At 67.7% G+C, this 23,361-nt stretch carries 25 protein-coding genes and 1 tRNA gene; 12 read left to right on the forward strand and 14 right to left on the reverse strand.

Annotation, left to right across the window (positions count from 1 at the left end):
* Positions 1-27 precede the first annotated feature (27 nt).
* From ACOGXE_RS08660 to ACOGXE_RS08705, 10 genes are all read right to left on the reverse strand, one after another.
* A complete protein-coding gene (locus tag ACOGXE_RS08660) occupies positions 28-993 on the reverse strand; it encodes a peptidoglycan-binding protein (RefSeq protein WP_419933499.1) in 966 nt (321 codons plus the stop codon).
* A complete protein-coding gene (gene trxA, locus ACOGXE_RS08665) occupies positions 990-1,313 on the reverse strand; it encodes a thioredoxin (protein WP_419930538.1) in 324 nt (107 codons plus the stop codon). The genes ACOGXE_RS08660 and trxA overlap by 4 nt, the downstream gene beginning before the upstream one ends.
* 60 nt (positions 1,314-1,373) lie before the next feature.
* A complete protein-coding gene (trxB, locus tag ACOGXE_RS08670; RefSeq protein ID WP_419930539.1) occupies positions 1,374-2,342 on the reverse strand; it encodes a thioredoxin-disulfide reductase in 969 nt (322 codons plus the stop codon).
* Positions 2,339-2,668, reverse strand: a complete 330-nt coding sequence (locus ACOGXE_RS08675; RefSeq protein WP_419930540.1) for a hypothetical protein — start codon at positions 2,666-2,668, stop codon at positions 2,339-2,341. The genes trxB and ACOGXE_RS08675 overlap by 4 nt, the downstream gene beginning before the upstream one ends.
* 33 nt (positions 2,669-2,701) lie before the next feature.
* Positions 2,702-4,192 carry a hypothetical protein gene (locus ACOGXE_RS08680; RefSeq protein WP_419930541.1) on the reverse strand — a complete coding sequence of 497 codons (1,491 nt, stop codon included), beginning with the start codon at positions 4,190-4,192 and terminating at the stop codon, positions 2,702-2,704.
* Positions 4,189-5,040 (reverse strand): DegV family protein, encoded by an 852-nt coding sequence (locus ACOGXE_RS08685; RefSeq protein WP_419930542.1) that lies wholly within the window; start codon positions 5,038-5,040, stop codon positions 4,189-4,191. Before ACOGXE_RS08685 ends, ACOGXE_RS08680 begins: the two co-directional genes overlap by 4 nt.
* Positions 5,037-6,824: a murein biosynthesis integral membrane protein MurJ gene (murJ, locus tag ACOGXE_RS08690; RefSeq protein ID WP_419930543.1), complete on the reverse strand. Its 1,788-nt coding sequence runs from the start codon at positions 6,822-6,824 to the stop codon at positions 5,037-5,039. The genes ACOGXE_RS08685 and murJ overlap by 4 nt, the downstream gene beginning before the upstream one ends.
* A gap of 1 nt (position 6,825) precedes the next feature.
* Complete coding sequence (locus ACOGXE_RS08695) at positions 6,826-7,308, reverse strand: CarD family transcriptional regulator (RefSeq protein WP_419930544.1); 483 nt, start codon at positions 7,306-7,308, stop codon at positions 6,826-6,828.
* A gap of 96 nt (positions 7,309-7,404) precedes the next feature.
* Positions 7,405-7,800: a DUF5318 family protein gene (locus tag ACOGXE_RS08700; protein ID WP_419930545.1), complete on the reverse strand. Its 396-nt coding sequence runs from the start codon at positions 7,798-7,800 to the stop codon at positions 7,405-7,407.
* 10 nt (positions 7,801-7,810) lie between these two features.
* On the reverse strand, positions 7,811-9,208 hold the full coding sequence (locus tag ACOGXE_RS08705) for a CCA tRNA nucleotidyltransferase (protein ID WP_419930546.1): 1,398 nt from the start codon (positions 9,206-9,208) through the stop codon (positions 7,811-7,813).
* A gap of 105 nt (positions 9,209-9,313) precedes the next feature.
* Here ACOGXE_RS08705 and ACOGXE_RS08710 point away from each other — a divergent pair, with 105 nt between their 5' ends.
* The 7 genes from ACOGXE_RS08710 (at position 9,314) to ACOGXE_RS08740 (ending at position 14,721) form a co-directional block, all read left to right on the forward strand.
* Positions 9,314-10,981 (forward strand): transglycosylase domain-containing protein, encoded by a 1,668-nt coding sequence (locus tag ACOGXE_RS08710; RefSeq protein WP_419930547.1) that lies wholly within the window; start codon positions 9,314-9,316, stop codon positions 10,979-10,981.
* Between the two features lie 225 nt (positions 10,982-11,206).
* Complete coding sequence (rpsF, locus tag ACOGXE_RS08715) at positions 11,207-11,542, forward strand: 30S ribosomal protein S6 (RefSeq protein WP_419930548.1); 336 nt, start codon at positions 11,207-11,209, stop codon at positions 11,540-11,542.
* An 11-nt stretch (positions 11,543-11,553) separates the two neighbouring features.
* Complete coding sequence (ssb, locus tag ACOGXE_RS08720) at positions 11,554-12,018, forward strand: single-stranded DNA-binding protein (RefSeq protein ID WP_419930549.1); 465 nt, start codon at positions 11,554-11,556, stop codon at positions 12,016-12,018.
* Positions 12,018-12,464 carry a 30S ribosomal protein S18 gene (gene rpsR, locus ACOGXE_RS08725; RefSeq protein ID WP_419930550.1) on the forward strand — a complete coding sequence of 149 codons (447 nt, stop codon included), beginning with the start codon at positions 12,018-12,020 and terminating at the stop codon, positions 12,462-12,464. Before ssb ends, rpsR begins: the two co-directional genes overlap by 1 nt.
* Positions 12,461-12,910: a 50S ribosomal protein L9 gene (gene rplI / locus ACOGXE_RS08730; protein WP_419930551.1), complete on the forward strand. Its 450-nt coding sequence runs from the start codon at positions 12,461-12,463 to the stop codon at positions 12,908-12,910. Before rpsR ends, rplI begins: the two co-directional genes overlap by 4 nt.
* 96 nt (positions 12,911-13,006) lie before the next feature.
* Positions 13,007-14,479: a replicative DNA helicase gene (dnaB, locus tag ACOGXE_RS08735; protein ID WP_419930552.1), complete on the forward strand. Its 1,473-nt coding sequence runs from the start codon at positions 13,007-13,009 to the stop codon at positions 14,477-14,479.
* Between the two features lie 11 nt (positions 14,480-14,490).
* The gene (locus ACOGXE_RS08740; RefSeq protein WP_419930553.1) at positions 14,491-14,721 is read left to right on the forward strand and encodes a hypothetical protein; all 231 of its coding nucleotides are present in this window, start codon (positions 14,491-14,493) and stop codon (positions 14,719-14,721) included.
* Between the two features lie 4 nt (positions 14,722-14,725).
* Here ACOGXE_RS08740 and ACOGXE_RS08745 read toward each other — a convergent pair.
* Positions 14,726-14,796 (reverse strand) — tRNA-Gly (locus ACOGXE_RS08745).
* A gap of 32 nt (positions 14,797-14,828) precedes the next feature.
* Here ACOGXE_RS08745 and dcd point away from each other — a divergent pair.
* Complete coding sequence (gene dcd, locus ACOGXE_RS08750) at positions 14,829-15,407, forward strand: dCTP deaminase (RefSeq protein ID WP_419933500.1); 579 nt, start codon at positions 14,829-14,831, stop codon at positions 15,405-15,407.
* Positions 15,404-16,684, forward strand: coding sequence for a branched-chain amino acid ABC transporter substrate-binding protein (locus ACOGXE_RS08755; protein ID WP_419930554.1), 1,281 nt, complete (start codon positions 15,404-15,406; stop codon positions 16,682-16,684). Before dcd ends, ACOGXE_RS08755 begins: the two co-directional genes overlap by 4 nt.
* A gap of 36 nt (positions 16,685-16,720) precedes the next feature.
* On the opposite strand, the gene ACOGXE_RS08760 is transcribed toward ACOGXE_RS08755, so the two are convergent.
* Complete coding sequence (locus ACOGXE_RS08760; RefSeq protein WP_419930555.1) at positions 16,721-18,898, reverse strand: heterodisulfide reductase-related iron-sulfur binding cluster; 2,178 nt, start codon at positions 18,896-18,898, stop codon at positions 16,721-16,723.
* Between the two features lie 51 nt (positions 18,899-18,949).
* The gene (locus tag ACOGXE_RS08765; protein WP_419930556.1) at positions 18,950-19,381 is read right to left on the reverse strand and encodes a Crp/Fnr family transcriptional regulator; all 432 of its coding nucleotides are present in this window, start codon (positions 19,379-19,381) and stop codon (positions 18,950-18,952) included.
* A gap of 181 nt (positions 19,382-19,562) precedes the next feature.
* Here ACOGXE_RS08765 and ACOGXE_RS08770 point away from each other — a divergent pair, with 181 nt between their 5' ends.
* Positions 19,563-19,916, forward strand: coding sequence for a P-II family nitrogen regulator (locus ACOGXE_RS08770; protein ID WP_419930557.1), 354 nt, complete (start codon positions 19,563-19,565; stop codon positions 19,914-19,916).
* A gap of 131 nt (positions 19,917-20,047) precedes the next feature.
* Here ACOGXE_RS08770 and gpmA read toward each other — a convergent pair whose 3' ends face one another.
* On the reverse strand, positions 20,048-20,770 hold the full coding sequence (gene gpmA, locus ACOGXE_RS08775; protein ID WP_419930558.1) for a 2,3-diphosphoglycerate-dependent phosphoglycerate mutase: 723 nt from the start codon (positions 20,768-20,770) through the stop codon (positions 20,048-20,050).
* 146 nt (positions 20,771-20,916) lie between these two features.
* On the opposite strand from gpmA, the gene dnaK reads away from it, so the two are divergent.
* Together dnaK and ACOGXE_RS08785 are read left to right on the forward strand one after the other, a co-directional pair.
* Entirely contained in the window at positions 20,917-22,734 is a 1,818-nt protein-coding gene (dnaK, locus tag ACOGXE_RS08780; protein WP_419930559.1) for a molecular chaperone DnaK, read from the forward strand.
* The gene (locus tag ACOGXE_RS08785; protein ID WP_419930560.1) at positions 22,731-23,357 is read left to right on the forward strand and encodes a nucleotide exchange factor GrpE; all 627 of its coding nucleotides are present in this window, start codon (positions 22,731-22,733) and stop codon (positions 23,355-23,357) included. Before dnaK ends, ACOGXE_RS08785 begins: the two co-directional genes overlap by 4 nt.
* The last annotated feature ends 4 nt before the right edge of the window (positions 23,358-23,361 follow it).

Raw genomic sequence — 23,361 nt, forward strand, 5'->3', positions numbered from 1 at the left:
ACGAGCAGCGTTGACGGCCAGTGCGGTTCAGGCGGCTGGCAGATCAGCGAGGAGATCGCGGGTCGACCGGGCGACGATGTCAGCGACCTCCCGGTTGCGTTCGAGCAGAGCGTCAATGCGCTCGAATCTGCACAGCACGGCGGGCATGGCACTCTCACGCAGCATCGGAAGCCCCATGCCGTTCGTCGGAATGGATCCGAACATTGGTTCGAGTCTGTCGGCGATGTCGGCAGCGAGCTTCTGACCAGCGCGGCTCACGAAGTGACGGCCTTGGAAATAGCTGATCGAGGGTGCCGCGGGCTTGACCTCGAAGCCGATGTAGACGGCTGCGCCGAACCGGTTGACCTGCGCGGCCTGGGTCGACCAATCGGGATGGTGGACGGTCAGCACTTCAGCTCCGTTGCGCCCGATCTCGCGCCGCACCGATGCCGTCACGGGCTCGAGACCACCGGCTTCGCCCACGGCGATACGCCTTCCGGCCAGCTGGCCGCCGGCTGATTCCAAACGCTGGCGTTCAGTGATGTGGGCCACGACCGACGCGTCGCCCAGGGGCCGCACCAGGCGCTGCAGCGTCTGCAGGGTCTGACCACCGCAAACGCCGTCGCCGCCGAGACTCATGTTCGTCTGAAAGTCGGCAAGCGCCGCAGCCGTCAGCGGACCCCAGATCCCGTCGATGCGCCCGACAGAAAAGCCCAGCGTGCTGAGCATCCGCTGTACCTCGGCGACGTCATCACCTCGCAGGTGTGGAGTCCGCAGATACAGAAAACGGTCTCCGAGCCGCTGTCCCGCCTCGATCAGCAACGACCATGTCTCGAGGCCGCAGATGCCGTCGACATCGATCGAGCGCTGAGCCTGGAATGCCTTGACCGACTCGGCCGTCGCTGAGTCGAAGATGCCGGTGATCGGGCCGCGCCAGTGACCAGTCGCGGTCAGCCGGTGCTGCAGGTCTCGAACGTGCGGACCTGCCGCGCCGACGCCGAATGGTCGGATCAGAGGAACTCGCCGATCTCCGCCAGCAGGGCGCTCTTCGGCTTGGCGCCTACCAAGCGCTTAGCCGGTTCGCCATCGCGGAACATGATGAGCGTGGGAATGCTCATCACCTGGTAGCGCATAGCCAAGTCGGGACTCTCGTCGACGTTGACCTTTGCGATGCGAATGCTGTCGTGCTCGGAGGCGATCTCCTCGAGAATAGGGGCGATCATCTTGCACGGTCCGCACCATTCGGCCCAGAAATCCACCAGCACAGGGCTGTCAGCACTTCCGACGGTCTCGTCGAACGTGCTGTCGTCCAAGGTGGATATGCCTTCGGCCATCGCTGGCTCCTCATCTCGCGGTTGCGGCGAGGCTACCGCTGCGGTCTCGCCCGACGGTGCTCAGTGACCTTGGGCCTCAAGCCAGCGCTCGGCGTCGATAGCGGCTTGGCAGCCCGAGCCGGCGGCCGTCACTGCCTGACGGTAGAAGTCGTCCTGCACGTCACCGCAGGCGAAGACGCCCTCGATGTTCGTACGAGCACTGCCGGCTTCGGTCACGAGATAGCCGTTGGGCTTGCGGTCGAGCCAGTCCGCGAACAGCTCGGTGTTCGGCCGATGCCCGATGGCGATGAACAGGCCCGTGATGTCGAGCGCTGAACGCTCTCCGGTCAGCGTGTCCTCGACCGTGACACCCTCGAGACGTTCGTCACCCAGTATCTCCACCACCTGCCGGTTCCACAAGAACTCGATTCGCTCGTTGGCGAAAGCCCGGTCTTGCATGATCTTTGAAGCGCGCAGCTCGTCGCGCCGATGCACCACGTACACCTTGGACGCGAAACGGGTCAGGAACGTGGCCTCTTCGAGAGCGCTGTCGCCGCCTCCCACCACCGCAATCTCTTGACCCCGGAAGAAGAAGCCGTCACAGGTGGCACAGGTGGAGACTCCGTGACCGATGAGGCGTTCTTCGTTGGGCAGCTCAAGCAGCAGGCTCTGCGCCCCGGTGGACACGATCACCGTGCGGCTGCGGTAGCACGCATCGCCGACCCACACTGAGAACGGTCGTTCGCTAAAATCCACTCTGGTGGCCTTCGCCGTGAGGAATTCTGCGCCGAACCGCTCTGCCTGGGCCCGGAAGCTGACCATCAGATCAGGTCCCAGCACACCGTCGGGGAATCCGGGATAGTTCTCGACATCGGTGGTCAGCATGAGCTGTCCGCCCGGCTGGTCGCTGGTAGAGGACGGCTCGCCCTCGATGACCAGCGGCTGCAGGTTTGCTCGTGCGGTGTAGATGGCAGCGGTGAGACCGGCCGGACCGCTGCCGACGATGATGACGTCGCGCGGTTCGGCGTCGGCGCCGCCGTCGCCGCTCATGCTTCCCTCGTCGCACGAGGTCTCCGCCTGGACCACGCCCACGCTCCGGCGCCGCCGAATATGGCGCCGGCAATCAGATGCGCAGACCACACCTCGCCCGGTACAGCGATGTCGAGCGCCCTGACGGCTGCGATGGCCACCAGCACCACCGCACCGATGGCCGCGGTGGCGATCACCAAGCCGTACACCAGTGCCCGAGCGGCCGTGATCAGCGGTCCGCTGGTGCGTGCGCGTACGGCCTCGACCGCATCGGCGAAGCGTGCGACGGCTGCGTCGATGCTGTCGTCAGTTGCCTCGTCCGAGTCCTTGGCGCGCTTCGAGATCATCGGCGGAAGCCTACGAGCGTCACAGCCTCGTCTCTAGGGCGTCACGGCGTCGGTGCCGGGTGGTGCTTGCGGCGCGCTGATCGTGGTGGCGACTTCGATCCGGGAAACGGTTACCCGGTGGCCGCCGTTGGGCAACTCGTCGCCGAGATCGGTAATCCACACGAGCAATGCAGCGGCATCGGCAGCGGGCACATCCAACGCTGTCGAGCCGGTGATGTCCTGCGCGTTCGCCACCGGGCTCCCCCAGTCGATCAGCGTGCGATTGCGCTCCCGTGATGCGTACAGCTCGAAGGACCACCCCACGGTCACCGAATCGATCACCACGCGCTCGACGCGGTGCGGCTCGTCGCCTGCCAGCACGACAATGAGCCCCACACCGTCCTTGAGCCCGCCGAAGTCACGGGTGCGGTAGCGCGCCGTGCTCCAGCCCGTCGTCGGGTCGCCGTCGTTGATGAAGATCAGGCGTTCGGGATGCTCGATCCGGTCGTCGCCGGCGGGGTCGAAGTCGGTAATGGACTCCAGCGGGATCGATGTGCGCCGGACCTCGGTCGTCGTCGGCACCGGCAGGGCCGGCAGGGTTGTCTGCGGCGCAGCGGTCACGGTGGCGCGCGGGGCCACCGTGATGATCGGCTGCGTGGCGGCTACGGGGACCGTGATCGCCGGGGGCGGTGATGTGTCGCTGGCCGGCGCAGGCGGTCGCTCGATGATCACCGCTACGCCGACCAGCGTCGCGGCCGCGGCCACCAGCACGCCGACGGGTGCCAGCCAGTGCCGCTCGGCCTGCCACACCGACCTGCGATCGGCGCTCGTGCCGTTGTTCGCCGGCAGCTCGTCCACAACCGAGCGCAGCGCGAGCAGCATCGACGGGACATCGGGCCACGGATCCGAGGCACTGATGGCCCTCGTCAGCACCGGTGCCACGACATCGGGCACCACCGGATCGAGTTCCCAGGTGCCGTCGGGTCGACGCTGGGGTGCCGCTCCGGCAATGAGCCGGTGCGCGAGCACGGCAACCGATGCCAGATCAGCGCGCCGCGTCGCGGGAATGGTGACCGCGTCGTCGGTCGGCGGTCCGTTGAGAATGACCCATCCCACCTCGGGGCGCCACCCGATGTAGTCGGCGTCGACGCCGCCGTGAGCGAAACCTGCGCTGTGCAGAACGGCCAGTGCTTCGGTCACCGCGATGACGATGCGAATTGCCTCCGTTGCGGCGAGGCGCCTGGTGTCCCCACCCGACGACGCGAGATCGTCAGCAAGCATCCTCGTGGGCAGTTGCTCGGTGACGATCGCAAAGTGATCCGCGTCGTCGTACGTGTCGAGGATGTGCAGCAGACCGTGGTGTTCCACCCGGGCCAGCGCCTTGGCCTGCAGACGCAGGCGTTGACCGATCTCGCTGTCCGCCGCCGCCCGGCGGATGGTGACGGGCCGATTGAGCGTGCGATCGAGGCCGGACCACGTCTCGACTGCGCCCGGCTGCAGCAGCTCGCGCCGCTCGTATCGTTCGTTCGAGTCGGTGTCGGTCACTCCTGAGTGACGAAGACCACGCCGATGGTGCCCACACCCGCGTGCGCTCCGACCACGGGACCGATCAGCATCACCCTGGGCTCGCTGTCGGTGAGCGGTGCGATCCGCGCCACGAATTCGTCGACATCGTCACAGTCCGCATGCATCACTGCGATCTCGGCGATGTTCGGACCCTCTGCGGACACCAGGTCGACAAGGTGCGCGAGCGCGCGGGAGCGCGTTCGCTGCTTGCCTGCCGGCTCGACGCGGCCATCGGTGACCGTGATCAGCGGCTTGATCGACAGGACGGAACCGAGCAGCGATTGCGCAGCTCCGATGCGACCGCCCTTGCGAAGGTTCTCCAGCGTGTCCAGCGCGGCGTGGACGCGGACTCGCTGTGCGGCCGCTCGCACCGAATCGGCGATGCGAGTTCCATCGGCACCCGCAGCAGCGAGTTCCGCGGCCTCGATGACCAGCAGCCCGAGGCCGGCGCTGACCGTTCGACTGTCGACCACATGGCACGTGAGTCCATCGGGAGGCTGCGATGCCGCCTGTTGCGCTGCTTCGATCGTGGCCGAGAGATCTCCGCTCAGCGTGATCACCACGACTTCGCTCGCGCCGGCATCTGCTGCGCGCTGGTATGCCTCGGCGAAGGCGCCGGGGGAGGGTGCTGCGGTGGACGGAAGCTCGTCGCTCGTCCGGCATCGTTTCCAGAAGTCGGCCGTGCTCAGCTCGACGCGGTCGGTGAACGACTGCATGCCGAACCGGATCTCCAGCGGGACGACCGAGATGCCGAGGTGTGCGGTGTCGTCTTCGCTGAGATCGCAGGAACTGTCGGTGATGATGTGCACTGGGGCTTGTGCTGTCATTGCGCCAGGCCTCCTTCGTTGTCGTCGGCTGGGGGCTGATCCTCGGGGGCGAGTGCGTCGCTGTGCGCAGCGCCGTGTGAGGGTTGCGTGCGGCGCAGTGCGATGTGCGACAGTTGCGAAGTTAGTGCTCGGGCTGCGGGCAGCCGGAGCGCCAGTCCGCAGCCGAGGTGCAGTCCCGCCATGATGAGCCCGGCGAGCGCTGCTCGCAGCACGGAAGGCAGCGGCGCCAGCACCAGGGTGACGGGCAGGCCGACGACGAACGCCACTGCGGCCGGAACCAGGTGACGGCCGAGCGCGCCGCCGAACAGCCGCTGGTCCGGCCAATCGGCCTGCCGCGGCATGCTGGCTCTCACTGGGCGACGCTGCAGCACCGCTCGACGCAGCAAGCCCAGTTCGACCCATGCACCCAGGGCTGCGCCGAGCGCCAGCCCCACGGCGCCGAGGCGAGCCGGCAGTGCGGGGTCTGAGCGGATCGCTGAGTCCAGCAGCGACCACGTGGACTCCAGCGAGAACAAATCGATGTCGCCGAATCCGGTGAGAGCGCCTTCCACGACCAGCACCCGGTCCAGCGGCAGCATCAGCATGGCGCCCACCACCAATGAGACAGCCAGCCGGATCGCTGCGATAGTGGCAGCCGTGCGTGTGTCGCGCGCCGCGAACAGGACGTTCTGGCACAGCCTCGATGCCACCAGCGGGACCAATCCGATCGAATAGGCGCCGAGCACCAGCGCGATCAGCGTGATGTCGTCATCTGCGATGGCAGTGCGCAGCCCGGCGAGATTGAAGACCGAATCGGTGATCGGGCCGCCCGCAGCGAAGTAGATCGCCACCACGCCGGACACGGCGAAGACCGTCCCGCACAGGCGCCCAGAGGTGCGCTCAGCGATCGTGGCAGGGTCCTGGGTGCGACTCAGCTCGGTCAGCTCAGCGGCGGCGATGCTGGTGCCGATCAGGCTCAACGGCAGCAGGTACAGCGTCTGCGCAGCGGCCATGGCCGCCGCCGCTCCCACGCTGAGCAGTGAGGCCAGCGCGAGATCCAGGAAGGCGGAGATCTGCAGCACCCCACGACCGGCCACCGCTGGCCCGAATCGCTTGATGACCCCTGCGGCATTCGGCTCTCGCCACCGGAAGTTCAGGGCGATCTGCGGGTCCGCCCGCCAGACGCCCCGCAGCTGCACCACTACCTGTGCCACTGCGCCTGCGGTCACACCCCAGGCCAATGCCGTGGCCCGGTCAGCTCCCGCGACCCCCCATGCGAGCACGCCGACGAGAACGGCGATCTGGGTGGCGTTCCACACCACCGGCGCCACATAGGAGAGGAAGAAGCGTCGGTGGCTGTTGAGCACTCCCAGGCACCATGCGCTCAGCACGGCCACCGCCGTGCCGCACACCGTGATGCGCACGAGCGTGACTGTGAGCTCGAAGCGCTCGCCCACGAAGCCCCACGCAATGAGCCGCACCAGGGGCCGCGCCGCAAAGATGCTGGTCAGCGCCGCCGCCGCGGTGACCGCGACCAGGAACGTGGCGATGGCACCGGCAAGTCGACCTGCCGCACGTTCGTCGCGCTCGGTCAGCGAGCTGTACGCGGGTACGAATGCTCCCGACAGCGCGCCTTCGCCGAGCAGGTTCTGGAGAAAATTCGGGATGCGCATCGCCGCGGCGAAGGCGTCGCCGATGGTGCCGATCCCCAGGACGTTGGTGACGAGCGCCGTGCGTGCAAGCCCCGACAGGCGAGAGGCGCCGATGCCGGCTGCTGCCGCCGCGGCGCCCTGCTGTCGGCGCATCTCAGCCGGCGAGCCGCAATTCCACCTGGTGGCGGGCCTCGTCCTCGGTGACGTCCATGCTGATGGACAGCTCCGAGACGAGAATCTGCCGGGACTTCTCCAGCATCGATTTCTCGCCGGCCGACAGACCCTTGGCGTTCTCACGCAGCGCGAGATTCCGGACGACCTCGGCGACTTGGTAGATGTCGCCGGACTTCAGCTTCTCCTGGTGGTTCTTGAAGCGGCGGCTCCAGTTGGCCGGTTCGCGGACGTCTTTCTTCGCGAGCAGCTCGAAGAGGTCTTCGACGTCGTCGGTGTCGATCGGCGGCCGCATGCCGACTTCATCGACCATGTCGGCGGGGACCTTCACGGTCAAATCGCCGTGCGCGGTCTTGAGCACCAAGTACTCGCGGGATTCGCCGAACTCGTTTCGCTGCTCCCGGGCCATGATCTCCGCTGCACCGTGGTGCGGGTAGATCACACGGTCGCCAAGCTCAAACTTCATCGTCACCTGTCTTCCGAGCACGGGTCGGTCCCCGCCCGTGCCGAACAGCCAAGAGGATGCCAGAAACTCCCAGTGCTCCCACCGGGGCTCAGCCGCTCAGCTGGCGCTGAGCGGGTATTTCCGGATCAGGTGATTCCAGCCGCACTCAGGACACACCTCGAGCTCGTAGGCCATGAAGTTGCCGTTGCGACGGGCGACGCGCTGGAGTTCTGCATCCGAGAGCACGCACTTGCCGCCGCTGCCCATGCGAGGGCCGAAGACGTAGCCGACGATGCGCAGATCGCCCTCAGGACACAGCGGGCAGCGCCGGCCGAGCGGCGGGGCGGCGTTGCGAGCGGCTCGCAGCAGGTCGGGGTGGGCATCGCATGCCTCGGCGCGTGACACCACACCTGCTTCCACATCTGCAAGCAGTCGGCGGCGCTTGAGCCGGTAGTCGACCGAGCCGGGAACGGCCGGCGCGGGCTCGGGTGCGATGTAGGGCTGGAGCGCCACGCGGCTCACGCTAGTGCGCGGGCTCAAATGCCCCCGGCCCCCCTTCCTCCGGAGGGGTGTCGCTCTTGGCTGCGGCCCACGCCACGAGCAGGTCGCGCGCCCGCTCGGCACTCAGCGGGCCATATTCGATCTGCTGGCTGCGCAGCCATGACAGGGCTTCGCCGACTGCCGGACCCGATCGCCCGAGCAGCTCCATGACGCGATGGCCGTCCACCGGCAATCGCCGAAGGCCGTCGCCCTCGTCTGCTCGAACGTCGGCCAGCAACGACGCGAGCGGCTCGCGGACCGCTCGGCCCCAAGCAGCAAGGACGGCGTGGGCAGCATCCAGCGCGGGTTCGTGATCGGCGATCAGTCTCCGGGCGAGCTTTCGCCAGGCGTCGGGGCCGATGTCGCCCGATGTTCCGGTGTCAGCAACAGCCGCATCCAGTGCCCGGACAGCCCGGAGAATCGCGGCGGCGCCACGGGTCGTAGCGCTGCGGCAGCGCAGCGCAGACAGGCAGCGCGCGGCGGCCGTCTCGTCGCAGACAGGTCCCAGCAGGATGGCCCAACGCAGGGTGACCAGCTCGTCGAGACCGCTGGCGGCGTCCAGTGCTGCATCCAGCCCGGCAGCCGGCACTGGGGTCTCGGCGTTCTGCCATGGCGGCAGGAGATCTCCCAGCAGGCCTGTGTCATGCAGGAAATCGATGCCGGCGCAGGGTTGAGGCAGCTCGAGCAGCTTGGTGAGCTCAGCTTCGATGCGTTCGCGCGACACGATGGACAGCCGGGGGCGTGAACTGCGCACCGCGGCGACCAGCTCGGGCGTCGCAGTGAGCGAGAGCTGCGCGCTGAATCGAGCGGCTCGCAGCATGCGCAAGGGGTCGTCGGCGAACAGGCTCTCCGGCGCCGATGGCGTGCGCAGCACGCCGTTCGTCAGGTCTGTCAAGCCGCCGAATGGATCGAGCAGTGCCCAGCCGGGAAGCTCGACGGCCATGGCATTGACGGTGAAGTCGCGCCGGCTCAGATCGATCGCGACATCGTCGGAATAGCGCACGTGCGGCTTGCGAGAGCCGCTGTCGTAGGACTCGGCTCGATGGGTGGTGATCTCCACCGTGGTGTCGCCTCGGCGTGCCCCGATGGTGCCGAAGCGTTTCCCCTGATCCCAGACGGTCTCGGCCCAACCGGTCACGAGCCCTGCGATCTGGTCCGGCCGGGCGTCAGTCGTGATGTCGATGTCGCCGGTCAGACCTTGGCCGAGCAGCGCATCGCGAACGAGCCCGCCGACGAGAAAGAACCGATGTCCCGCATCGGCGAATGCCTCGGCGAGCAGCCCGATTCGCTTGCCGAGCTCTCGCCGGTCATCGTCGCTCAGCACTGGCGTGCCGGGCCGGAGCCCGCGGGCCGGGGTCGATCCCTCTGGGCGTGGTCCCACTGAATCGAGCGTACAAATCGGCCGGAGAGGCTGAGCCGATAGGCGAAACCGAGGCCCGAGCGGCCCGCCGGTTCGCAGCACCGGAGTTGAAGTAGTTTGGACCGGATGCCCGCTCGCCAGCGCTGGGCTCGATGGCTCCTGTGGCTTGCTCTGGCGTCGGCGGTTGCGGTAGGTGCCGGAAGCCGGCTGTTCGACAGCCTCCCCTCGCCGCCGCAGCACGTGTCGGTGGCGCCGAGCGTGCTGTATGACCGCTACGGGACCCCGATCGCTGAGATCGGCCCGAGCGTCCCGCACGCGTCGCTGGGCCTTGAGGACATGGCGCCGGCTCTCGTCGACGCCATGGTTGCGGTGCTGGACCCGAGTTTCCTGGAGCGCGACGGCGTCAACGCCGGCACGTATTCAGCGGCGTTGCGGCACCTGTGGGGGCAGCCGGATGCGGCGCGCGACGGGATCATGCGCAGGTATCTCGGCACCGTTCACAACATCGACGACGGATTGCTCAGCGAAGCCCGCCTGCTGTTGGCCGAGCTGCGGCTGGGGCGTCAGCTCAGCCGCCCGGAGATCCTCGAGCGCTTCGCGAACATCGTGTACCTGGGTCGTGGCGCCTATGGAGTTCACGCCGCCGCCGCCGCCTGGTACGGCGTGCCGGCGTCCGACCTCACCGTGACCCAAGCGGCGTATCTCGCGTCGCTTGTCGACGCTCCCGGCGGCGTCGACACCGCATCGGGTCCTGCCGACGACCGGTTCCGGACGGCCCGGGAAGGCCGAGACCGGGTGCTCGTGACCATGTACGAGCACGGCTTGCTCACCTCCGACGAGTTGGCAACGGGGCGATCCCAACCGGTTCCCGCTGGTGTTCGCCCTGCGGTCGCTCTCGGTGTCGACGCCGCTGGTGCTGACGTCGTGGACGGCGGCGCCCTTGACGCCGCAGCGGGCGGGTTCGTGCGGATGCTCATCGCTGACATCGGCCTCACGCCCGCCGTGGGGCAGGCGTACGTCGAGCTGGTCGAGCGCTACGGCATTCATCGAGTGGTCACCGGCGGCCTGCAGGTCACGACCAGCCTGGACGTGCCGGCCCAGAGCGCCGCAGTGCAGGCCGTCCGCTCCCAGCTCGGCAGCACAGCCAACCCCGCCACGGGTGCCGAAGTCGCGGTGCTGGACCGCAGCGGCGATGTGCGCGTGCTGGTCAGTGCCACCGGCGCACCGGCAGCGAACGGCGAGCATGCCGAGTCCGGGTTGCAGCCACGGCCACTCGGCGATCTGCTCGGTCCAGCGGCAAGCACCCTGCTGCCGTGGGTCACAGGCGACAGTGCCGAAAACGCCGTCCCCGATGGCGTCGTCCCCCATGCTGCGGATGCGGCGCAGGTCGCAGCCGCGTTCAGCGTTGTCGCTGCCGGCGGGGAGAAACGCACCTCGCGGATCGTGCTCGAGGCGGCCGACCGGCCGCCGACGCGATCGTTGCCAGACCGCGACACGGACCGATGGCCGATGCATCGCACCCCGGTCCCCGAGGCGGCGTCCATCGCCGAACTGCGCGCTGGCATGCATACGCTCACGCTTCCCTCCGGCGTGCCGGCGCTCACTCGCGCCGGGGTCTCGACCGGAACCGGCGACACGTGGTTCGCCGGATGGACGACCCACTACACCGCCGCGGTGCGGGTGACCTCGACACTGGCGCCGACCGGGACCGACCCAGCCCAGATCGACACAGCGTCGCTGGCGAGCGAACTGTTCACGGCGGTGCTGGACTCGCTGCACTATCCGCCCTCATGACACCGGTTCGCGACGGCGCGACAGAAAATCGGGGTGCGATCGACGAGCGCTGGGCCTAGCGTTGCGGGCGCACCGCGGGTATTCACGTACCCGTTCGGCCACAGGCGTCTGTGACGCTTGCCGCAAACCTGCTCATTGGGGCCGGGTTCGCATGGCCGGTGCAACAGCACATCCCTGCCCCGCACGGGGCCCCGCCCCGGCGGGTCCACAGGAGGTCGCCCCCAATTGCGCGCGTACGAGCTGATGGTCATCTGCGACGGTGACCTGGAGAACGCTGAAGCCCGCAAGGCCATGGACGAGGTCCAAGGCCGCATCTCGGAGATCGGCGAGGTCGCCTCGTTCGATTTCTGGGGATTGCGCGATTTTGCGTACGAGATCAACCACAAGGCACGCGGGTACTACTCGGTGATCGAATTGCGGGCCGAGCCCGGAGCGATGGACCCAGTCGAGCGGTACCTGCGGATCGCGGACGACGTCGTCCGTCACAAGCTCATCCGACTCCCCGACGATGAAGCGCAACGGCGCGGATTGCTCGACGAGGGGTCGACCAACAGCCACTAAGCGGAGGCGTCATGGCTGACAACACCATCACCGTGGTGGGCAATCTCACCCGCGATCCCGAACTTCGATTCACCCAGACCGGCCGCGCTCGGGCAGTGCTCGGCGTTGCCGTCAACCGGCGGTGGATGAACCGCCAGACCAACGACTGGGAGGAGCAAGTCAGCTTCTTCAACGTCGTGTGCTGGGCCGAACTGGCCGAGAACGTCAGCGAATCGCTGGCCAAGGGCAACCGCGTCGTCGTGACCGGTCGGCTCGAGCAGCGCAGCTGGGAAACGCCGGACGGCGATCAGCGCAGCGTTGTGGAGATCGTCGCCGACGAGATTGCGCCATCGCTGCGCTGGGCGACCGCCGAGATCACCCGAATCCCGAGAGGGCCAGCCGGCGATGCGGGCGGATCCCGCGAGCGCCGCGGCGGGGGCGGCTGGGAGACCGGCGACAGCGCACCGCAGCAGTCACCTGAGGAGGAACCCTTCTAATGCCACCACGCAAGCGAACCGGTCGAGCACGCGCAAAAGACCTGCGAAGCCGTCCTCGCCGGCGCAAGGTCAGCCCGCTCACCACGGCTGGGGTGTCCTACGTCGACTACAAGGATGTCGAGCTGCTCAGGTCATTTGTCTCCGAGCGAGCCAAGATCCGGGCCCAGCGCGTCTCGGGCAACAATCGCCAGCAGCAGCGCGAGGTGGCTCGCGCGATCAAGACTGCCCGCGAGATGGCCTTGATCGAATATGCGCGCCGTCCGATGACGCAGCGTCGTGGCGACAAGCGGCGCGGCCAGCGGCCGGGCGACGACCGCCGCCCACCCGCTGATCGAGCAGACGGCCCGCCCGGCGACGAGCGGGAACACCACGACGACGGGATCGACGAGCATCTCGACGAGGTCGTTGTCGAAGCGCCTGCGGCGGTCGCGGGAGAACAGGCATGAAGGTCGTGCTGCGCAGCGACGTCGACGGTGTCGGCACCGCTGGATCCGTGATCGACGTCGCGGACGGGTTCGCCCGGAATCACCTGATACCGCGCGGCTTGGCCCTGCGAGCAACGGAGGGCACCGTCAGCCAGGCGGCGGCGATGTCCCGGGCGCGCGCCGCCCGTGATCTGCGCGAGCGCGATACCGCTGAACGCGTTGCCAAGGAACTGGTCGCGGACGGTGTCACGATCGCTGCGCGGGCGGGTTCGGGTTCGCACCTCTACGGATCAGTCACGACAGCGGAGATTGCTGCGGCGGTGACCGCCCGGACCGGTGCCGACGTCGATCGGCGCAAGCTGACGATCGAGGCGCCGATCCGGACCATCGGCACGCACGAGGTCTCGGCGCAGCTGCATCCCGACGTGGCTTTCACCTTCAGCGTCGAGGTTGTCGCGCTGAGCTAGTCGGCACCATGGGGACGGGCGCGAGCCTGGCTACGGCGGGTTGCGTGTCACACCCCTCGTTCACACTCGCATTGTGATCACATTGAGCGACGCGGCGTGTGGACAACGGGAACGTTTTCCACACGCGAAGGGCGCGATTTCCACGCCAAATCCCCGCGTAGTCCTCATGTACCTCGCAGGGCCGGCGCGGCAAGGTATGCGGCGATGAGTCTCGCCGAGCTGCCGACCGACGTCGCGCGCCGGGCCGGCGGTCGGGTGCCACCGCAGAACGTCGATGCTGAGGAATCGGTGCTCGGGGCCATGCTGCTCTCGAACGATGCCATCGGCGCCGCCGTCGAGCGTCTCGCTGCCGATCACTTCTATGTGCCGGCGAACGGCCTCGTGTTCGAGGCGATCGAGTCGCTCTATGTCTCCTCCGAGCCCGTCGACTGCCTGACGGTCGCCGATCAGCTCGAGCGATCCGGGAATCTCGCCGCTGCCGGCGGCCCCGAGCGCCTGCTGGCCCTCGAAGCAGCCACGCCGACGCTGACCCACGTCGACCGCTATGCGCGCATCGTGGAAGACACGGCGCTGCTGCGCCGCTTGATCGCTGTCTCATCGGAGATCTCCGAGCTGGCGCACAGCCGCCCCGACGACACCGCGGCGGCCATCGACCAGGCGGAATCCCTGGTGTTCAGCGTGGCCGAGCGCCGCATCGTCGACTCCACCCAGTCCCTGCACGACCTGCTCGACGAGAGCTTGGACCGGCTGGAAGAGCTGTACGAACGGGGCGATGCGTTCTCCGGTCTGGCGACCGGCTTCGCCTCGCTCGACCGCATCCTGGCGGGGATCCAGCCGTCGTCGCTGGTCGTCGTGGGCGCACGGCCCGCGATGGGCAAGACGTCGCTGGCGCTGACGATGGCCTCCAGCGTGGCCCTCGACTTGCAGCAGCCCGTGCTGCTCTTCTCGCTGGAGATGAACCATGCGGAGCTGACCGGCCGGCTGCTGGCCTCCGATGCGCGGGTCGATGCCACCCGGGTGCGGACGGGTCAGCTGCGCGCGGACGAGTGGAACAACATCACGCGCAGCGTGGGTCGCTTGGGCGACGCGCCGATGTGGATCGACGACAACCCGAACGTCACCGTCACCGAGATCCGCGCCAAGGCCCGGCGACTGCGCAGCCGGCTGGGCAGCCTGGGGCTTATCGTGGTCGACTACCTGCAGCTCATGAGCGGCCGCGCGAACGCCGAGAATCGCCAAGTGGAGATCGCAGAGATTTCACGCGGGCTCAAGATCCTGGCCCGCGAGCTGGAGACGCCGATCGTGGCGCTCTCGCAGTTGAGCCGGAATCTCGAGTCCCGCGGCGACAAGCGACCCATGCTGTCGGATCTGCGCGAATCGGGTTCCATCGAGCAGGACGCGGACATTGTCATGTTCATCTACCGCGACGAGATCTACAACGAGGACACCGCCGATCGAGGCATGGCGGAGATCATCGTCGCGAAGCACCGCAATGGGCCGACCGGCACCGCACGCCTGGCGTTCATGCCGCAGTACACGCTGTTCGCCGACATGGCGCACGAGAACTGAGCGTCATGTTGATGTCCGCGGCCAACGACGGAACGATGTTCCTCGGCGACGACCTCATCCCGTACCTGGTGTTGGCGCTGGGCGGAGCGTTGTTCGTGGGCAATCTGGCCGCCATGGTGCGCCCGCGGCAGGTCGGTGACGGCGGAAGAGCAGTGCGAGCGCCGGCGCGGCGGGCGGTGCCGCTCGCTCTTGTGGGACTTGTCGCAGCGGTCTGGGCGCTCGCGACACTGCTGGCGGGATGAGGTGAGCGGGTGAGGGGAATCGAACCCCCGTTATCAGCTTGGGAAGCTGAAGTTCTGCCATTGAACTACACCCGCAAGCGAAGGCCAGAGCCTAGAGGAGGTGTGTGGTGATCCTGTCGGACCGGAGCATCCATGAAGCGCTCGAGAAGGGCCGCATCGTCATCGAGCCCTTGGGTGATGCAGCCGTGCAACCCTCATCGGTGGACCTGCGGCTGGATGCCACCTTTCGGGTCTTCCGCAACCACACGCGCCAGGTCATCGACGTCGTCGAGGATCAGACCGACCTGACCGAGGAGGTGGAGGTTGCCGCAGGCGACGCATTCATCCTGCACCCCGGCGAGTTCGCCTTGGGCTCGACGCTCGAACGGGTCGCCGTGCCCGACGACCTCGTCGGGCGCATCGAGGGCAAGTCGTCGTTGGGCCGTCTCGGCTTGCTCATCCACACGACTGCGGGATTCGTGGATCCCGGCTGGGACGGCTACTTGACCCTCGAGCTGTCCAACGTGGCCAACCTGCCGATCACGCTGTACCCGAGCATGAAGATCTGCCAGATCAGCTTCATGGAGATGACCACGCCGGCCGAGCACCCCTACGGCGCCGAACTGCTGGGATCCAAGTACCGGGGCCAGCGGGGCCCCACGCCCAGCCGCTACCACGAGAACTTCCGCTCCCGTCGCCTGCTGTGAAGCGCGCTGTGGCCATCGCGCGACCGCTCGGTCTGGTCGCGGCCGTCGTGCTGGCGGCAGCGTGCTCGAACGGCACCGATGCAGTGGCCGACGAGGACAGATCGGCCGGCCCGCTGAGCGAGGTGCGAGTGGCGGGTGATGAGGCCGTGCAGATTCGCGCGATCAGCGCGCTCGGCGGTTCGCCGGACGCTGAGTCGCCGGTGTATCTCGCGGTCCGCATGGCAGTGCATGACTACGGCCCGCTGCACGGGCAGTTTGACGTGGAGGTGGGCGCCGGGCTCGACGGCGAGTGCTCGGATGCGGGCGGTCGGCGGGCAGCCCGCGCCGTGCTGCGAACCCAGGCGGTGGTCGGCGTGATCGGGACACAGTGCTCAGTTGCCGCCATCGCGGCTGCGCCGCTGTTGACCGAGGCGGGGCTGGTGATGATCTCGCCGTCGAACACCGCGCCCGGGCTGACATCCGACTTGGCCGGCAACGCAGGCGAGCATCGCCAGGTCGGTTACTACCGCACGGCTCACAACGACCTGCATGTCGGCAGAGCCGTGGCAGATTTCTTGTTCCTCGAACTGGGCCTTCGCCGGGCGGCGGCAATTCACGATGGCGACCCGTACACCGAAGGGCTCGCGACAGCGTTCGCCGATGCCTTCAACGAGCGCGGCGGCACCGTCACGGCGTCGGTGAGCATTCATCGCCAGGCTGCCAGCCACGCCGCGACGTGGGATTCCGTGGTCGAGAGCGAACCTGAGGCGGTGCTCATCACGCTGTTCCCGGATGAGGCCAGCGAAGTCCTGCAGCATCGCCCTACTGATTCTCTCGGCACGATTTCGGCGACGGTGATCACCTCGGATTTCTTCGGCAACGAGTACCTGAGCGAGCAACGTTCGGCTGGTCTCTATCTCGCGGGCCGCGATGCCCGTCACGGTGACGACGTCAACGAGTCCACCGGCCAGGGTGTGGCCGACGTGCTGAGCCGTCTAGTCGTCGATATCGGCGAGGTGTCCGCCGGCTCGTACTGGCCTCAGGCGTACGACGCCACAACGCTGATGCTCGACGCCATCGAGCGTACGTCACACCTTGACGACGGGGTCCTGGTCATCGAGCGGGCGAGACTGCGAGAGCACCTCTCAGCGACCGACGGCTACGACGGCCTCACCGGCACGCTCGCCTGCGACGAGTTCGGCGACTGCGGCGCCGCGCGCATCGCGGTCTACCAGCACATCGATCCAGCCGACCCCGCCGCCGCAGCCGGCAACGTGGTCTTCGAGTACAGCCGCTGAGCGAGCCGCGATCAGGACGGGCGCAGGTGCCAGCGGTCAGTCGTCGTCGGCTTCGAGGGCGTCGATGAGGTGGATGGAGATGTCGGCCACCTTGACCTCGTCGTCCTCCACCCCATGACCCTTCACGCCGTCGTCGATCATGATGAAGCAGAACGGGCACGCCGTGGCGATGCGGTCGGCGCCGGTGTCGAGCAGCTCGCGTGAGCGCTCGTCGTTCACCTTGGTGCCGAGCGTTTCCTCCATCCACATGCGCGCGCCGCCGGCCCCGCAGCACATGCCCTTGGTGCCGTTGCGGGGAGCCTCCACGATCTCCACGCCGCCGAGACTGCCGATGACATTGCGCGGTGCCAGGTAAACGTCGTTGTGGCGGCCCAGGTAGCACGAGTCGTGGTAGACGACCCGCTCGTCGAGCCGAGCTTCTGACAGATCCAGGCGCCCGTCGGCCACGAGTTGCTCCAAGAACTGCGCGTGGTGGATGACCTCCCAGTTCCCGCCGTATTGCGGGTACTCGTTGCGCAGCGTGTTGAAGCAGTGGGGGCACTGGGTGATGATCTTGCGGACGCCCATGCCATTGAGCGCAGCGATGTTCTCTGCGGCGAGCATCTGGAACAGGTACTCGTTGCCCGAGCGGCGCGCGCTGTCGCCGGTGCAGTTCTCGCCCGGGCCCAGGATGGCGAAGTCGACACCGGCGCGCCGCAGCAGCTTCGCTGTGGCCACCGAGACCCGGCGGTTCTTGTCGTCGAACGACCCGGCACAGCCCACCCAGTAGAGGTACTCGTGATCGAACGGGTCATCGGCGTCGACCACCTCGACGTCGAGGCCGTCGGCCCAGTCGGCCCGCTCGCCGTTGTTGAGGTTCCACGGATTGGCGTTGTTCTCCATGCCGCGGAAGGCGCCGCCCAGCTCTGCGGGGAACTCGCTCTCCATCAGCGTCAAGTACCGCCGCATGTCGAGGATCTTGTCCAGGATCTCGATGTTCACCGGGCAGTTCTCATCGCACGCCTTGCAGGTCGTGCACGCCCAGAGTTCATCATGAGTGATCCGCTCAAAGACAGAGTCGGCCGCCACGGTGATCTCGGCGTCGGTGCCGATCGGCGGTGTCACCTGGCCGTGCTCGCCGGTGGCCGCCATGATCTCGCCGGTTTTCAGCACGATCTCGCGGGGGTCGAGCGGCTTGCCCGTGGCGTGAGCCGGGCACACCGCGGTGCAGCGGCCGCACATGGTGCAGGCATCGGTGTCGAGCAGCTGCTTCCACGTGAACTCGCTCACCACCGACACGCCGATGGTCTCGATGTCTTCGGCCTCCATCAGGTCGGGCACCATCCGCATGGCGCCCTTGGGCCGCTCGCGGTCGCGCAGGTACATATTGAGCGGCGAGGTGAACATGTGCCGCAGCATGGTGATGGGCAGCATCACCAAGAATGCGAAGAAGCAGCCCACATGGGCGATCCACAGCGCCTGGTGCCAGCCGCGGATGTTGGTGAGGCCGTCGAACGCGGCCGACAGCGGGTAGCCGATGAACGACCACTGCTCGTAGGCCGGCCGTTCATCGATGACGATCCTCATGGCCTCGGCCACGAACCCCGTTGCGCCGAGCGCGGCCAGCACGACCAGGATGATCATGTGCTCAGGCCGCGACTTGATCCGGATGCGATACGGGCGGGCGACGTAGCGCCGCGCGATCGCCCATACTGCGCCGGCGAGGAAGATCACCCCGGCCAGATCGCCGACGAAGCTGAAGCCCTGGTAGGTGGGACCGACGAGAAACTTGGCCGCCGTGGGCAGCTGGTGGTTGATCTCCAGCGTGGTGGTGACGGCCAGCAGCACCAGGAAGCCGTAATAGAGCAACGCGTGCATCACGCCCGCGGCCGGATCGCGCAGCAGCGTCTGCATGAGCACACCGCCGCGGTAGTCGTGCAGCCGCCGGCGGGCGTTGGCGGCGGTGGTGGAGCGCCGGTCAGGCGCGCCCCGCTGCCAGTTGCGCGTGCGCTGGGCGAAGTTCCACGCCCCGTAGATGATCAGCACGCAGGTCAGCGCGTAGAACGCGAACTTGACCCCGCCCGGGACGTTGCCGAACACCTCGCGATGCGCAGCATCGGTGTCTTCGTGGAATCCGAAGACGGCTGCCGCAATGCCCGAGGCAGCGGTAATCGCCGCGAACGCGACGCCGATGCCCAGTACGAGCTGGTGCGGTCGCAGAGGCGGCTTGCTCACGCTGGCGAAGTTAGCTGACGACCCCGCGACTGCCGGGAGCCGGTGAGCGGCTCAGCCGTAGAGCTTGCGGTTCGCCTTGCGCAGGCGACCGGCCAGCTCCGACAGCAGCTTGTGCGCCACGGACGGCGTGCTGTCGATGATGCCTTTCAGCTCCCGCCGCGACAGCATGATCGTCTCCATGTCGGTGGCAGCCACGACCGACGCGGTGCGCGGGCCGTCGTCGAAGAGCGCCATCTCGCCGATGGACTCGCCTGGGCCGATCTCAGCGACCTTGCGCCCGTTGCGCCGCACCACCGCCGTGCCGTGCACGATCACGAACGCGTAACCGGCCATCGCACCGCCGCTGCCCTCCTCGACGATGTTGTCGCCGGCCGTGAAATCGACTTGCTCGGCCTTGCGTGCGATGTGCTGGAGTTCCTTCTTGCTGCAGTCGGAGAACAGGTCAACTTCACGAAGACTCTCCGCACGATTCGCTACAGACATATCCCGCTCCTTGCCGCAGTGCCCTGTTGCGCCGGGACCCGCCGGTCCACAAGCGCCGGACCGTAGCATGCGCCCGGCCCCCAAGACGCGCCAGAGACTAGCGCCCGCCGTCCATCTACCGGACGGGTCGCGTGCAATTGGCCCCGCGGCGTGCGACGCTACAGAGGCTGAGGAGGGCGCAATGGTTGAGGCCCCGGTTGCAATGGTGACAGCGGTCATCAAGCCGCACCGGCTCGAGATGGTGCTCGAGGCGCTGCGGGATCTTGACATCACCGGGCTCACCGCGTCGGAGGTACGGGGATTCGGCCGTCAGGGCGGCCACACCGAGACCTACCGGGGTACCGAGTACCACGTCGACTTCATTCCGAAGGTCCGCATCGAAGTGCTGGTCGCGACCGAGCTGGCGGAGCGGGTGGTGGACGCCATTGTCGAGTCCACTCGGACTGAGCGCATCGGCGACGGCAAGGTGTGGGTCACCTCGGTGAACAGCGTTGTGCGCATCCGCACCGGCGAGCGCGGCATCGACGCCTTGTAGCCAGACCGCGTTCAGTGTTCGCCCGCGGCGAGGGCGGCAGCGCCCTCAGCGACCAGCGATCCAGCAGGTCGCAACGTCGCAGAGTTCACTGCCGCCCTCGCCGCTATGTGGCTGGTGCCTCCAGGCGCTGCTCAGCGGAGGTAGCGGTCTTCGACTGATTGCGCGTCGGCGACCCTGAGGTCGGCGTTGAGGTCGTACACCAGCGGTGCGCCGGTGGGGATGTTGAGCTCGGCGATGTCGGCGTCGCTGATGCCGTCGAGATGTTTCACGAGCGCTCGCAGGCTGTTGCCGTGGGCTGCCACCAGCACCGTGCGTCCTGCCCGGAGATCGGGCGCTATGCCGTCGTGCCAGTAGGGCAGCAGTCTCGTCACGACGTCGGCGAGACACTCGGTGCGCGGCACGCTGCCCGCAGCCAGGTCGGCATAACGCGGATCGCCTGCGACGTCGAATTCGTGGTCGGGGGGGATCGGCGGGGGAGGCACGTCGTAGCTGCGACGCCAGAGATGGACTTGGTCGGCGCCGTGCTGTTCGGCCATCTCGGCCTTGTTCAGGCCGGTGAGCGCTCCGTAGTGCCGCTCGTTCAGCCGCCAGTGCCGCCGCACCGGCAGCCAGGCGCGATCCATCGCGTCGAGCGTCGTGTTGGCGGTCTGAATGGCACGCCGCAGGAGCGACGTGTGCACGATGTCGGGTTCGATGCCGGCCGCCAGGAGTGCCTCGCCGGCGGCACGGGCTTCAGCTTGGCCGTCGTCCGTCAGCCCGACGTCCCACCAACCGGTAAACCGGTTCTCGAGATTCCAGGCGCTCTGGCCATGGCGCAGGAGCACGAGGATGTGCGTGGCGCCGGCCGGTGACATGGGCGTGCACGGTAGCCCGCGGCGAGGCCGGTAGCATCACTTAGAGAAGTTGCTAGTAAAACACTCAAGTTATATGCTTGTCTGTGCTACTAGTTCACATTCCTGACCAGATTCGGTCGGGATGCCTGACCACGAAAGGCGCAACGATGCCCAAGGCTGTCGGAATTGACCTCGGAACCACCAACTCGGTGGTGTCGGCCATGGAAGGCGGTGAGCCCACCGTCATCGCGAATGCCGAAGGCGACCGCACGACGCCGTCAGTGGTGGCCTTCGCCCGCAACGGCGAGGTGCTGACCGGGGAAGTCGCGAAGCGGCAGGCAGTCACGAACCCCGATCGGACCATTGCCTCGGTCAAGCGGCACATGGGCACCACCTGGGGCAAGGAAGTCGACGACAAGAACTACACGCCGCAGGAGATCTCGGCCCGAGTGCTGCAGAAGCTGAAGCGCGACGCCGAGCAGTACATCGGCGACACCGTCACCGAGGCCGTGATCACCGTGCCCGCGTACTTCGACGATGCCCAGCGAACCGCCACCACCGAGGCCGGCAAGATCGCCGGTCTCGACGTGCTGCGGATCATCAACGAGCCGACCGCCGCTGCCCTGGCCTACGGCCTCGACAAGGAGACCGAGGACCAGACCATCCTGGTGTTCGACCTCGGCGGCGGCACCTTCGACGTGTCGGTGCTCGAGATCGGCGACGGTGTCTTCGAGGTGAAGTCCACCGCGGGCGACACACATCTCGGCGGCGACGACTGGGATGCGACCGTGGTGTCGTGGCTGGTCGACTCGTTCAAGGGCGACCACGGGGTGGACCTGAGCACCGACGCCATGGCATGCCAGCGGCTGCGGGAGGCAGCCGAGCAGGCCAAGAAGGACCTGTCGTCCAAGCAGACCACCCAGATCAACCTGCCGTTCATCACGGCGACCGACAGCGGCCCCCTGCACCTCGACTACGAGATGACGCGAGCCAAGTTCGAAGAGCTCACCTTCGACCTGCTGAAGCGCTGCCGTTCCCCCTTCGAGCAGGCAATCTCCGATGCCGGCCTGGCGAAGGCCGACATCGACCATGTGATCCTGGTCGGCGGTTCCACCCGCATGCCCGCCGTGCAGAAGCTGGTCACCGAGCTGACCGGCCGCGAGCCCCACAAGGGCGTCAACCCCGATGAGGTGGTTGCCGTCGGCGCGGCCATCCAGGCCGGGGTGCTCAAGGGCGACGTCACCGACGTGCTGCTGCTGGACGTCACACCGCTCAGCCTGGGCATCGAGACCAAGGGCGGCGTGATGACACGGCTCATCGAGCGCAACACCACGATCCCCACGCGCCGGTCGGAGATGTTCACCACCGCTGAAGACGGCCAGCCGTCCGTGGAGATTCACGTACTGCAGGGCGAGCGTGAGATGGCCGCCGGCAACAAGACCCTGGGCAAGTTCCAGCTCGTCGGCCTGCCACCGGCGCCGCGAGGCGTCCCGCAGATCGAGGTGGCGTTCGACATCGACGCGAACGGCATCGTCCACGTGTCTGCGAAGGACAGCGCGACGAGCAAGGAGCAGTCCATCACCATCACCGGGCAGTCGGCGATGTCTCCCGAGGAGATCGAACGGATGGTGTCCGATGCCGAGGCGCACGCCGCGGAGGATGCTCGCCGGCGCGAAGAGGCCGAGATCCGCAACAACGCGGACACGCTCGTGTACCAGACCCGCAAGCTGCTCGATGAGCAGGGCGACAGCGTCTCGGCTGACGACAAGGAACCCGTGGAGTCTGCCCTGGCTGCCGCAAGCGAGGCGCTCGAGAGCGACGACCTCGATGCCATCCGCTCTGCCACCGAGACGCTCGCTGCGGCCAGCGGCGCGTTCAGCCAGAAGCTGTACGAGTCCGCGGCCTCGGACAGCGCCGCCGGTGCTGACGGCACCGGTGCCGACGACGACGTCGTCGACGCGGAGATCGTGGACGAGGAGAAGTGAGCGAGACCGAGGCCGAGCTCGACGGCGAGCTCGATGCGGCGCCTACCGAAGCCGCCGGCGAGAGCCCGCCAGCTCTGGACGAGCCTGGCTTGGACGATCTGGCGGAACGGGCTGACCTGCAGTCGCAGCTTGACGAGGTGACCGCCGAGCGAGACGACTATCTCGACCAGCTCCAGCGCCAGCGGGCAGAGTTCCAGAACTTCCGGAAGCGAGTCGAGGCGGATCGCCGCCAGCAGGTCTCCGCCGGAGTGAGCCGGCTGGTCGAGTCGCTGCTGCCGGTGCTCGACGGATGCGACGCGGCGACGGCCCAAGGGCACAGCGAAGTGGCCGCCGTGGGCCAGTCGCTCATGGTGGCCCTGGGCAAGGCAGGACTCGAACGCATCGACGCCGTCGGCGAGCCGTTCGACCCCACCCAGCATGAGGCAGTCACGATCGAGGAGACACCTGCCGCCGAGGCCGGCGAGCCCGCCAGCGACGGTGCCCCCGAAACCGACGGCGCAGCGGGGGACACCGATGGTGACCCAGCCGCTTCCCGCCAGCTGGTGACCGCGGAGTTGCGCAGCGGCTTCCGTTTCGACGGCCGTGTGCTGCGTGCTGCCATGGTCAAGGTGCGCACGGGGTAGGGGA

The sequence above is a fragment of the Candidatus Poriferisodalis sp. genome, assembly GCF_965208555.1.
GTDB lineage: Bacteria > Actinomycetota > Acidimicrobiia > Acidimicrobiales > Poriferisodalaceae > Poriferisodalis.

Excerpts from the sequence above, each read along its gene's own strand:
- trxA (WP_419930538.1), bottom strand. The coding sequence starts at position 1,313 with ATGGCCGAAGGCATATCCACCTTGGACGACAGCACGTTCGACGAGACC.
- trxB (WP_419930539.1), bottom strand. The coding sequence starts at position 2,342 with ATGAGCGGCGACGGCGGCGCCGACGCCGAACCGCGCGACGTCATCATC.
- ACOGXE_RS08675 (WP_419930540.1), bottom strand. The coding sequence starts at position 2,668 with ATGATCTCGAAGCGCGCCAAGGACTCGGACGAGGCAACTGACGACAGC.
- ACOGXE_RS08685 (WP_419930542.1), bottom strand. The coding sequence starts at position 5,040 with ATGACAGCACAAGCCCCAGTGCACATCATCACCGACAGTTCCTGCGAT.
- murJ (WP_419930543.1), bottom strand. The coding sequence starts at position 6,824 with ATGCGCCGACAGCAGGGCGCCGCGGCGGCAGCAGCCGGCATCGGCGCC.
- ACOGXE_RS08695 (WP_419930544.1), bottom strand. The coding sequence starts at position 7,308 with ATGAAGTTTGAGCTTGGCGACCGTGTGATCTACCCGCACCACGGTGCA.
- ACOGXE_RS08710 (WP_419930547.1), top strand. The coding sequence starts at position 9,314 with ATGCCCGCTCGCCAGCGCTGGGCTCGATGGCTCCTGTGGCTTGCTCTG.
- ssb (WP_419930549.1), top strand. The coding sequence starts at position 11,554 with ATGGCTGACAACACCATCACCGTGGTGGGCAATCTCACCCGCGATCCC.
- rpsR (WP_419930550.1), top strand. The coding sequence starts at position 12,018 with ATGCCACCACGCAAGCGAACCGGTCGAGCACGCGCAAAAGACCTGCGA.
- rplI (WP_419930551.1), top strand. The coding sequence starts at position 12,461 with ATGAAGGTCGTGCTGCGCAGCGACGTCGACGGTGTCGGCACCGCTGGA.
- ACOGXE_RS08740 (WP_419930553.1), top strand. The coding sequence starts at position 14,491 with ATGTCCGCGGCCAACGACGGAACGATGTTCCTCGGCGACGACCTCATC.
- ACOGXE_RS08765 (WP_419930556.1), bottom strand. The coding sequence starts at position 19,381 with ATGTCTGTAGCGAATCGTGCGGAGAGTCTTCGTGAAGTTGACCTGTTC.
- ACOGXE_RS08770 (WP_419930557.1), top strand. The coding sequence starts at position 19,563 with ATGGTTGAGGCCCCGGTTGCAATGGTGACAGCGGTCATCAAGCCGCAC.
- gpmA (WP_419930558.1), bottom strand. The coding sequence starts at position 20,770 with ATGTCACCGGCCGGCGCCACGCACATCCTCGTGCTCCTGCGCCATGGC.
- dnaK (WP_419930559.1), top strand. The coding sequence starts at position 20,917 with ATGCCCAAGGCTGTCGGAATTGACCTCGGAACCACCAACTCGGTGGTG.